Raw genomic sequence first — 10,616 nt, forward strand, 5'->3', positions numbered from 1 at the left:
GGCCGGGGATACCCTGGACGAATGTCCGTCGACGCCGTCTCCCGCTCGATCGAGGTCGTGACGCCCGATCTCATCGAGCTGCGGCGTGACCTGCACGCGAGCCCTGAGCTGTCCTGGCACGAGGAGCGCACCACCGACGTGGTCGCCGCGTGGATGGACAAGCTGGGCATCTCCTACGAGCGCTTCGAGGGCACCGGGCTCGTGGCCGAGATCGGACCCGAGGAGGGGCCGATCGTGGCCCTGCGGGCCGACCTCGACGCCCTCCCGATCGACGACACCACCTCCGACCCGTGGCGCTCGACGTCGCCCGGCGTCGCCCACGCCTGCGGCCACGACGTCCACGTGTCCGCGCTCGTCGGGGCCGCCGTGGCACTGCAGGAGCTGCACGTGGCCGGCGGCCTGCCGCGCCGGGTCCGACTGATCTTCCAGCCCGCGGAGGAGGTCATGCCCGGGGGTGCGCTCCGGCTGCTCTCGGCCGGTGTCCTGCGCGGCGTCTCGCGCATCGTGGCGCTGCACTGCGACCCGTCGCTCGACGTCGGCCAGGTGGGCCTGCGCGAGGGTCCGATCACGGGAGCGTCGGACCGCATCCAGGTCACGCTCTCCGGTCGTGGCGGGCACACGTCGCGCCCGCACCTCACCGAGGACCTCACCTACGCGCTCGCGAGCCTCGTGACGCAGCTGCCCGCCGTGCTCTCGCGCCGCTTCGACCCTCGCTCGGGCGCGAGCCTGGTGTGGGGGTCGGTGCGAGCCGGCAACGCCGCCAACGTGATCCCCTCCACCGGCGAGCTCAGCGGCACGCTGCGCATGCTCGACTCCGCGGCCTGGCACCAGGCCGAGCACCTGGTGCGCGGGCTCATCGCCGACATCATCGAGCCGTTCGGCGTCAGCGCCGACGTCACCTACGTGCGCGGCGTCCCGCCCGTCGTCAACGACTTCGGGGTCACCGAGCTGCTCCGCCGCGCGGTCTCCGACGCCATCGGGCCCGCGGCGGTGGCCACCACCACCCAGAGCCTCGGCGGCGAGGACTTCGCGTGGTACGTCGAGGCGGTCCCGGGCGCGATGGGTCGACTCGGCACCCGCACGCCCGACGGGCCCACCTACGACCTGCACCAGGGGAACTTCCGGCCCGACGAGCGCGCCATCGCCGTGGGCGCCAAGGTGCTCGCCTGCTCCGCCCTGCTCTAGCGGCGCCCCCGAAGGTGACGAATCGGTTACGGCCCGTCGCAATCGGGCGCAGGACCTCCCGAAGGACCCCCGGGCGCGGCTAGGGTGCAGGCGTGCCGGGCTCTCCGGCGATGTCTCAAGGAGGAACTTTGCGTCGACTCACCAAGGTCACCGCCGTCGCCGGCGTGGCCGCACTCGTGCTCGCCGGTGCGGGCTGCGCGAACAACAGCTCGAGCAACGACGACGACACCGCCGCCGGTGACGACTGCGTCGAGAAGGTCGACACGAAGGTCGGCATGGCCTTCGACGTCGGCGGACGTGGCGACCAGTCGTTCAACGACTCCGCCGCCAAGGGCCTCGACAAGGCCGAGTGCGAGCTGGGCTTCGAGGTCCAGACCGCCGAGGCGCAGGACGGCGAGCCCGAGTCCGCCCGTGAGGGTCGCCTCCAGCAGCTCGTCGACGCCGACTACAACCCGGTCATCGCCGTGGGCTTCGCCTACTCGCAGGCCGTCGGCAAGGTCGCCAAGGCCAACCCCGACGTCGACTTCGCGATCATCGACGACGGTGTCGAGGGCGAGAACGTCGCCAACCTCCTCTTCGCCGAGGAGCAGGGCTCCTTCCTCGTGGGCGCCGCTGCCGCGCTCAAGTCCGAGTCCGGCAACATCGGCTTCGTCGGTGGTGTCGAGACGCCGCTGATCAAGAAGTTCGAGGTCGGCTATGAGGCCGGCGCCAAGGCCGTGAACCCCGACATCGAGATCCAGGCCCGCTACCTCACGCAGCCGCCGGACTTCAGCGGCTTCGGTGACCCGGCCAAGGGCAAGACGGCCGCCGAGGGCATGTACGACAAGGGCGCCGACGTGGTCTACCACGCCGCCGGCGGTTCCGGTGGCGGTGTGTTCGAGGCCGCCTCGGCCGCCGACGCCAAGGCCATCGGCGTCGACTCCGACCAGGCGCTGACGGCCGACGAGTCCGTCCGCGACGTGATCCTGACGTCGATGCTCAAGAACATCGACGTCGCCGTGTTCGCGTACCTGAAGGGTGTCGCCGACGGCGCCGCTCCCACGGGCCCGACGGTCTACGACCTCAAGGTCGACGGTGTGGGCTACTCCACCACCGGCGGTCAGGTCGACGACATCGCCGACAAGCTCGACGAGTACAAGCAGCAGATCGTGGACGGCGAGATCACCGTCCCGAGCGAGTGAACGGACGTCCAGGGACCTCGCATCCTTGACGCGGTCCGGCCCTGCGCGCGAGCGTGGGGCCGGGCCGTTGCCTGTGTGACCTGCTCCATCCCTCCGGCCTCGCGGCCGGACCCGCCTCTGAGGAGTGCTGCGTGACCACGTCCGTCCCCGACGAGACCACCGACCTCGATCCCGGGGCGGGCGACGTCGTCGTCCGGCTGCGCGGCATCGGCAAGACGTTCCCCGGTGTCATCGCCAACCACGACATCGACATCGACGTGCGACGGGGGACCGTGCACGCGATCGTCGGCGAGAACGGTGCCGGCAAGTCGACGCTCATGAAGATCCTCTACGGCGTCCAGAAGCCGGACTCCGGGACGATCGAGGTGCACGGCAACCCCGTCGAGCTCTCGTCCCCGTCCGACGCGATCGCCGCGGGCGTGGGCATGGTGTTCCAGCACTTCATGCTCGCCGACAACTTCACCGTGCTCGAGAACGTCGTGCTGGGTGCGGAGAAGCTGCACGGCATCGGCGACGCCGCACGCGCGGAGATCCGGCGCATCTCCGAGGCCTACGGGCTCGACGTCGACCCCGACGCCCTCGTGGAGGACCTCGGCGTCGGTGCACGCCAGCGCATCGAGATCCTCAAGGTGCTGTACCGCGGCGCCTCCGTGATCATCCTCGACGAGCCGACCGCCGTCCTCGTGCCGCAGGAGGTCGACGAGCTGTTCGAGAACCTGCGCGAGCTCAAGGCGGAGGGCCTCGCGGTCATCTTCATCTCCCACAAGCTCGACGAGGTGCTGTCGGTCGCCGACACGGTCACCGTCGTCCGTCGGGGCACCACCGTCGAGACGCGTCCGGCCGCCGGCGTCACGTCGCGTCAGCTGGCCGAGCTCATGGTCGGCTCGGAGCTGCCGAGCCCCAGCACCGAGACGTCCACCGTGACCGACCAGCCGGTCCTGGAGGTCCGCGACCTCGGCCTTCCGGCCTCCGCGGGGTCGGGTCGCCCGTTGCTGGCCGACATCGACCTGACGATCCACCGCGGCGAGATCCTCGGCATCGCAGGCGTGGAGGGCAACGGCCAGGCCGAGCTGGTCGAGGCCGTCATGGGCATGCGTCCGGGTGCCACCGGCACCATCGCGCTCAACGGCGACGACCTGGCCGGCCGGTCCACGCGGCTGCGCCGCGAGGCCGGCATCGGCTACATCCCCGAGGACCGGCACCGGCACGGGCTCCTTCTCGACGCCCCGCTGTGGGAGAACCGGGTGCTCGGCCACCAGACGCGAGAGCCCAACGTCAAGGGTCCGTTCATCGACCGCGCCGGTGCCCGTCAGGACACCCAGCGCATCGTCGACGCCTACGACGTCCGCACCCCGGGCATCGACACCCTGGCCCGCGCACTGTCCGGCGGCAACCAGCAGAAGCTCATCATCGGTCGCGAGATGACCGGCGAGCCGAGCCTGCTCGTCGCCTCGCACCCCACCCGCGGCGTCGACGTCGGCGCCCAGGCGGCGATTTGGGACCACATCAAGCAGGCACGGCGCGACGGTCTGGCGGTGCTGCTGATCTCGGCCGACCTCGACGAGCTGATCGGCCTCTCGGACACCATCCGGGTGATCCTGCGCGGTCGCCTGGTCGGCACGTTCGACCCCGCCACCGTCACCCCCCAGCAGCTGGGCTCGGCCATGACCGGTGCCGACGAAGGAGGTCCGGCATGACCGACCAGCGACTCAAGCGCATCGCCCTCGCGGCGGCCGCGCCCGTCCTCGCCCTCGTGGCGGCGTTCCTCATCACGAGCCTGGTGCTCGTCGTGGCCGGCGACTCCGTCGGTGGTGTGTGGGGCCAGATCCTGAGCGTGCCCGAGGCGCGTGGGCTCACCAACATCGTCAACTCGGCCACGGTCTACTACCTGTCGGGCGTGGCGGTGGCCATCGGCTTCCGGATGAACCTGTTCAACATCGGCGTCGACGGCCAGTACCGCGTGGCGTCGTTCGCCGCCGCGGTCGTGGCCGGCGAGGCGTGGCTGCCCGGCTGGCTCAACACGGCCGCCGCGATCCTCGCCGCAATGCTGGTGGGTGCGGCCTGGGCCGGCATCGCCGGGCTCCTGCGCGTCACGCGCGGCGTCTCGGAGGTGATCTCCACGATCATGCTCAACGCGATCGCGACCGCCCTCGTGGCCTTCATGCTGCGCAAGGCGGCCGTGAGCGACCCGGGCTCCAACATCGTGGCCACCAAGGAGATCCCCGAGGGCAGCCGGATCCCCGGCTTCACGCTCTTCCCGGGGGCGCCGAACCAGGTCTACGGGTTCGTGTTCCTCGCGATCCTGGTGGGCGTCGCGTACTGGCTCGTCATCAACAAGACCCGGTTCGGCTTCGACCTGCGGGCGACCGGCCTCTCCGAGAGCGCCGCGGTGGCCTCCGGCATCGACGTCAAGAAGATGGTCCTCGTCTCGATGCTGCTGTCCGGTGCCGCGGCGGGCCTGGTGGGTCTGCCGATCCTGTTCGGCGAGGCCTTCGCGTACGGGTCGACGTTCCAGTCGGGCCTCGGCTTCGCGGGCATCGCCATCGCGCTGCTGGGTCGCAACCACCCCATCGGCATCGCGCTCGGCGCTCTGCTGTTCGCCTTCCTGGACGAGCAGTCCAACCCGCTGCAGATCCTGCTCGACGTCTCGCCCGACATCGTCAAGATCACGCAGGGGACGATCGTGCTGACCGTCGTCATCGCCTACGAGGTGGTGCGCCGCTACGGCGTGCGCCTCGAGCAGCGCCAGGTGGCCGCGACGCTCGACGACGACAGACCGACCGGCCCGACGACGGAAGGAGTGAGTCGATGAGCATCGCTACCCCGCCCGTCGGCGGCGCGCCGACGGCTCCCGCGACGCGGTCGCGGATCACGTTCCCGGTGGTGCTGCTCGGCATCGCGGGTCTGCTGCTGCTGTTCTCCGCGCTGCGGGTGATCACCGGAGCCGACGACCTCAACTCCTCGGGCACGCTGCGCGCGACCCTCGTGGCAGCGGTGCCGATCGGTCTGGCCGGCCTGGGCGGTCTGTGGGCCGAACGCGCGGGCGTGGTGAACATCGGCCTCGAGGGCATGATGATCCTCGGCACCTTCGGCGCCGGCTACTACGGCTACTTCGTGGGCCCCTGGTGGGGCGTGCTGGGTGCCATCGGCTTCGGCGCCCTGGGTGGGCTGCTGCACGCCGTGGCCACCGTCATCTTCGGCGTCGACCACATCGTCTCCGGCGTCGCGATCAACATCATCGCGCTCGGCGCCGTGCAGTACCTCGCGGTGCTCGCGTTCACGGGCGTGCCCGGCGGTGGTCAGACGCAGTCGCCGCGCATCGACGACCTGCCGAGCATCACCATCAGTGCGCTCGCCGACCCGCTCGGTGACCTCGAGGCCAAGAACTGGTTCTTCCTGTCCGACCTGGCCGCGCTCCTGCGTGCCCTCGTGTCGAACCTCAACGTGCTCACGCTCATCGCGCTCGCCCTGTTCGTGCTCACCTGGTACCTGCTGTGGCGGACCCGGTTCGGCCTGCGGCTGCGCTCGGTCGGCGAGAGCCCGGCAGCGGCGGAGTCGCTCGGCGTGAACGTCATCCGCTACAAGTTCGTCGCCGTGGTCACCTCCGGTGCCTTCGCGGGTCTGGCCGGAGGGTTCCTGGCGCTCGTGGCGGCCAACGGCTTCCGCGACGGACAGACCGGCGGTCGCGGCTACATCGGCCTGGCCGCCATGATCTTCGGCAACTGGCGGCCCGGCGGTCTGCTGGCCGGCGCCGGCCTGTTCGGCTACACCGACACGCTGCGCCTGCGCGGCGGTGGCGACACGATCCATGGGCTGCTGCTGCTCGTCGCCGTCGGCCTCGTGGCGCTGGCCATCTGGCAGTGGCGCCAGCACGGACGTCGTTCGTCCCTCGTGGCGGCGCTCCTGGGCGTCGTCGTGGCCGGCTGGTACTTCCTGACCAGCTCGGTCCCGGAGGACCTCACCGGCATGACGCCGTACCTCACCACGCTGCTCGTGCTGGCGCTGTTCTCCCAACGCCTGCGCATGCCGGCCGCGGACGGCAAGCCGTACCGCAAGGGGAGTGCGGGCTAGTGGCCGAATCGTTCGGTCTCGGCATCAGCACCGCCGACGACCCCGTCGACTGGGGCGCCCTCACCAGGTACGCCACCGAGGTCATGCAGCGCGCCTACGCCCCGTACTCGCACTACAAGGTCGGTGTGGCCGGCCTGGTCGACGACGGCCGGGTGGTGCTCGGGTGCAACGTCGAGAACGCGGCCTACGGCGTGGCCCTGTGCGCCGAGTGCGGCATGGTCTCCGCGCTGCACGCCACGGGCGGTGGCCGTCTGGTCGCGGTCGCGTGCGTGGACGGCGAGGGCCGTCCGCTCATGCCGTGCGGCCGGTGCCGCCAGCTCCTGTGGGAGAACGGAGGCCCGGCCATGCAGCTGCTCACCGCCTCGGGCGTGCGGACCATGGACGAGGTCCTGCCCGATGCGTTCGGTGCTGATGATCTCGCCTCCGGCGAGGGGGCTGATGATCTCGCCTCCGGCGAGGGGGCCGACGGTCTGGCCGCGGGAACGAAGGAGACCGACGCGTGAGCGTCGTCCCCGACCTCCCCATCCCCGACCTCACTGCGCCCGACCTCCTCGACGACCCGTACCCGTTGCTGGCCCGGTGGCGCGCCGCCGGGCCGATGCTGCGGTCGGAGCAGGAGGGTCGATGGGTGGCCACCACCCACGCGGCGGTGAGCGCCGTGCTGCGCAACCGCAGCCTCGGTCGGCTCTGGACGGACTGGGAGCCCACCGAGCAGATGGAGCCGTTCAACACGCTGCACCGCAACCAGCTCATGGAGAACGAGCCCCCGGAGCACACCCGCATGCGTCGGCTGCTGGCCGGCGCGTTCTCCCGCGGCCACGTGGAGCGGATGGGCCCGCGCATCGAGGTGCTCGCCGACGAGATGCTCGACGACCTCACGGACGACCTCCGTGCGGGTCGGCCCGTCGACCTGCTGGCGCGCTACGCCGAGCCGATGCCGGTGTTCGTCATCGCCGACCTGCTCGGAGTGCCGCGTGAGGACCACGAGCGGCTGCGCGACTGGTCCCAGGCCATCGTGCACATGTACGAGCAGGGGGTCGGCGACGACGTCCGCGCCGCGGCCGTGACGGCCAGCAGCGAGTTCGCCGCGTACGTGCGCGAGATCGTCGAGCTGCGCCGCCGGGAGCCGGGCGACGACCTCGTCAGCGACCTGGTCAGGGAGCGGCAGGACGGGAAGGGCTTCAGCGACGACGAGCTCGTGGCGACCGTGGTCCTGCTGCTCAACGCCGGCCACGAGGCGTCGGTCAACGTGTTCGGCAACGGCATGCATGCGCTGCTGTCGCACCGCGACCAGCTGGCCCGGGTCACCGTGGGTGAGGTCAGCGTGGCGACCGCGCTCGAGGAGCTCATCCGCTACGACGCCCCGCTGCAGATGTTCGAGCGCACGGCCACCACCGACGTCGAGGTCGCGGGCGTGACCGTGCGAGCGGGTGAGACGGTGGCCTGCCTGATGGGCTCGGCCAACCGCGACGCCGACGTGTTCGAGCGGGCCGACGCCTTCGACGTCGCGCGCGACCCCAACCCCCACGTCGGCTTCGGCATGGGCCTGCACTTCTGCCTGGGCGCGCCACTCGCGCGCGTCGAGCTCGAGATCACCGTCCGACGGCTCCTCGAGCGCTTCCCCACGATCGCGCTCACCGGCGTCGCCCCGCGGCGGCCCACCTGGGTGCTGCGCGGCTACGAGTCCCTCGAGGTGACCCTGACGTGAACGAACCCTTCGACGCCCCCGCCGTCATCGCGGCCAAGCGCGACCGCAACACCCTCACCGACGAGCAGATCGACTGGGTGGTCGACGCCTACACCCGCGGGGTGGTGGCACCGGAGCAGATGTCGGCCCTGGCCATGGCGATCCTGCTGAACGGCATGGACCGGCGCGAGATCGCCCGGTGGACGAACGCCATGATCGCCAGCGGTGAGCGGATGGACTTCTCGTCCCTCAGCCGCCCGACCGCCGACAAGCACTCCACAGGCGGCGTGGGGGACAAGATCACCCTGCCGCTCGCTCCGCTCGTCGCGGCGTGCGGCGTGGCCGTGCCGCAGCTCTCGGGTCGCGGACTCGGGCACACCGGCGGCACGCTCGACAAGCTGGAGTCGATCCCCGGCTGGCGGGCCGCGCTCAGCAACGAGGAGATGCTCGCCCAGCTGGAGGACGTCGGTGCCGTCATCTGCGCGGCCGGCACGGGTCTGGCGCCCGCGGACAAGAAGCTCTACGCCCTGCGCGACGTGACCGGCACCGTCGAGGCGATCCCGCTCATCGCCAGCTCGATCATGAGCAAGAAGATCGCCGAGGGCACCGGCGCGCTCGTGCTCGACGTGAAGGTCGGCTCGGGCGCGTTCATGAAGACCGAGGAGAACGCGCGCGAGCTGGCCGAGACGATGGTGGCGCTGGGCACCGACGCGGGCGTGACCACGGTGGCGCTGCTGACCGACATGTCCACGCCGCTCGGCCTCACCGCAGGCAACGCGCTCGAGGTCCGCGAGTCGGTCGAGGTCCTCGCCGGGGGTGGGCCTTCCGACGTCGTGGACCTGACCCTCGCCCTGGCCCGCGAGATGCTGGTGGCGGCCGGACGCACCGACGTCGACCCGGCCGACGCCCTGGCCGACGGCCGCGCGATGGACGCCTGGCGGCGCATGATCTCCGCCCAGGGTGGCGACCCCGACGCTCCGCTGCCCACGGCCCGCGAGACGCACGTGGTCACGGCCGAGTCCGACGGCGTCGTCACGGCCCTCGACGCGTTCGGGGTCGGCGTCTCGGCGTGGCGTCTCGGCGCGGGTCGGTCCCGTCCGGGGGAGGACGTGCAGGCCGGTGCCGGCATCGAGCTGCACGCCAAGCCCGGCGACGAGGTCCGCGCCGGTGCACCCCTGATGACCCTGCACACCGACACGCCCGAACGCTTCGAGCGCGCGCTCGAGGCGCTCGAGGGCGCGGTGCGCGTCGAGGCCACTGCTTCGGGCGCCGGCGCCGCGTCCGCGGATGTGGTCATCGACCGGATTGGTTAGGGTCGACTGCATGCGTGTGCTCAACGACCGTCACGAGGTCGCCGGGTCCGTGGGTGACGAGCTGGGCGTGAGCGAGTGGGTCCAGATCTCCCAGGAGCGGATCGACCTGTTCGCCGACGCCACCGGCGACCGCCAGTGGATCCATGTCGATCCCGAGCGGGCGGCCGAGGGACCGTTCGGCGCCACGATCGCCCACGGCTACCTGACCTTGTCGTTGCTGCCGTTCCTCGGGGCCCAGGTGTACGCCTTCGCCGGCGACGTCGCGCGGGTGAACTACGGCCTCAACAAGGTGCGGTTCATGACGCCGGTGGTCGTCGGCTCGAAGCTGCGCAACCGGGTCACGGTGCTGGACGTCCAGGACGTCGAGCGCGGCCAGCAGGTGACCCTGCGCCACCAGATCGAGATCAAGGGCAAGGACAAGCCGGCGTGCGTCGCCGAGACCGTCACCGTCCTCATCGAGGCCAACGGCGCCTGAGCGTTCGTGGGGCGTCGGCGCGGGGCGTCGTGGGGGTGCTGCTGCGTCGCTTCGGTTGGGCCTCCGCTCGGTGCTGCGCTGACTGGGTTGGGTTTCCGCTCGGTGCTGCGCTGACTGGGTCGGGCTTTCGCTCGCGGCTGCGCTGCCTCGGCTGGGCCTTCGCTCGGTGCTGCGTCGCTGTGGCTGCGACTGGACCTGCGCTCCGAGAGGGCCTCGACCGGCGGATGGGTCCGGGCTCGGTCGGGTTCTCGGGGCGTGGCTGGGGGACGCAAGGTGCTGCGTTCGTGCGTGAGGGGTCGAAGGATGCTGCGTTTGCTACGGGATCCCGTCGTGAATGCAGCATCGTTCGGGGTTCTGCGCGCGAAGGCAGAATCCTGCGTCCGCCGGGGGCGCCGGTGCGAGTCGGGTGGGCAGGGATTCTTCCTTTGCGCGTGACGGTCCACGAGAAGGGAGAATCCCTGCCCGTACGGGGCCCTTTTCGTCGCCACGATGCTTCCTTCGCGTGGCACGGTCCACGCGAAGGAAGAATCGTGCGTGAATCCCGCACAGATGAAGAATCGTGGCCGCGCCCCGCAGACCCCGCCGGGCCGAGACCCACCGCTGCGGTCGAGGCCCTTTCGGAGGTCACCTCGACGTGAAGCCACAGCGACGCAGCAGCACGTGAAGGCCCACTGGCAGCGACGCAGCAGCACGTGAAGGCCCAC

General features: G+C 71.2%; 9 protein-coding genes. All 9 read left to right on the forward strand.

The window, feature by feature from the left end; genetic code table 11:
* The first annotated feature begins 21 nt into the window (after positions 1 to 21).
* The 9 genes from RQG84_RS08660 (at position 22) to RQG84_RS08700 (ending at position 9,912) form a co-directional block, all read left to right on the forward strand.
* Positions 22 to 1,185, forward strand: coding sequence for an amidohydrolase (locus tag RQG84_RS08660; RefSeq protein ID WP_311209709.1), 1,164 nt, complete (start codon positions 22 to 24; stop codon positions 1,183 to 1,185).
* Positions 1,186 to 1,313: 128 nt separating this feature from the next.
* Positions 1,314 to 2,366 carry a BMP family ABC transporter substrate-binding protein gene (locus RQG84_RS08665; RefSeq protein WP_311209710.1) on the forward strand — a complete coding sequence of 351 codons (1,053 nt, stop codon included), beginning with the start codon at positions 1,314 to 1,316 and terminating at the stop codon, positions 2,364 to 2,366.
* 131 nt (positions 2,367 to 2,497) lie between these two features.
* Positions 2,498 to 4,063, forward strand: a complete 1,566-nt coding sequence (locus RQG84_RS08670) for an ABC transporter ATP-binding protein (RefSeq protein WP_311209711.1) — start codon at positions 2,498 to 2,500, stop codon at positions 4,061 to 4,063.
* Positions 4,060 to 5,178: an ABC transporter permease gene (locus tag RQG84_RS08675; protein ID WP_311209712.1), complete on the forward strand. Its 1,119-nt coding sequence runs from the start codon at positions 4,060 to 4,062 to the stop codon at positions 5,176 to 5,178. The genes RQG84_RS08670 and RQG84_RS08675 overlap by 4 nt, the downstream gene beginning before the upstream one ends.
* Positions 5,175 to 6,437, forward strand: coding sequence for an ABC transporter permease (locus RQG84_RS08680; RefSeq protein WP_055969269.1), 1,263 nt, complete (start codon positions 5,175 to 5,177; stop codon positions 6,435 to 6,437). The genes RQG84_RS08675 and RQG84_RS08680 overlap by 4 nt, the downstream gene beginning before the upstream one ends.
* 23 nt (positions 6,438 to 6,460) lie before the next feature.
* Positions 6,461 to 6,940 carry a cytidine deaminase gene (locus tag RQG84_RS08685; protein ID WP_311209721.1) on the forward strand — a complete coding sequence of 160 codons (480 nt, stop codon included), beginning with the start codon at positions 6,461 to 6,463 and terminating at the stop codon, positions 6,938 to 6,940.
* Positions 6,937 to 8,145, forward strand: a complete 1,209-nt coding sequence (locus tag RQG84_RS08690; RefSeq protein WP_311209713.1) for a cytochrome P450 — start codon at positions 6,937 to 6,939, stop codon at positions 8,143 to 8,145. The genes RQG84_RS08685 and RQG84_RS08690 overlap by 4 nt, the downstream gene beginning before the upstream one ends.
* Positions 8,142 to 9,437: a thymidine phosphorylase gene (locus RQG84_RS08695; protein ID WP_311209714.1), complete on the forward strand. Its 1,296-nt coding sequence runs from the start codon at positions 8,142 to 8,144 to the stop codon at positions 9,435 to 9,437. Before RQG84_RS08690 ends, RQG84_RS08695 begins: the two co-directional genes overlap by 4 nt.
* Positions 9,438 to 9,447: 10 nt before the next feature.
* The gene (locus tag RQG84_RS08700) at positions 9,448 to 9,912 is read left to right on the forward strand and encodes a MaoC family dehydratase (protein WP_055969263.1); all 465 of its coding nucleotides are present in this window, start codon (positions 9,448 to 9,450) and stop codon (positions 9,910 to 9,912) included.
* Positions 9,913 to 10,616 lie beyond the last annotated feature (704 nt).

Origin of the sequence: Aeromicrobium sp. WCS2018Hpa-31 (assembly GCF_031843905.1) — a bacterium.
In the GTDB taxonomy this organism is placed as follows: Bacteria; Actinomycetota; Actinomycetes; order Propionibacteriales; family Nocardioidaceae; genus Aeromicrobium.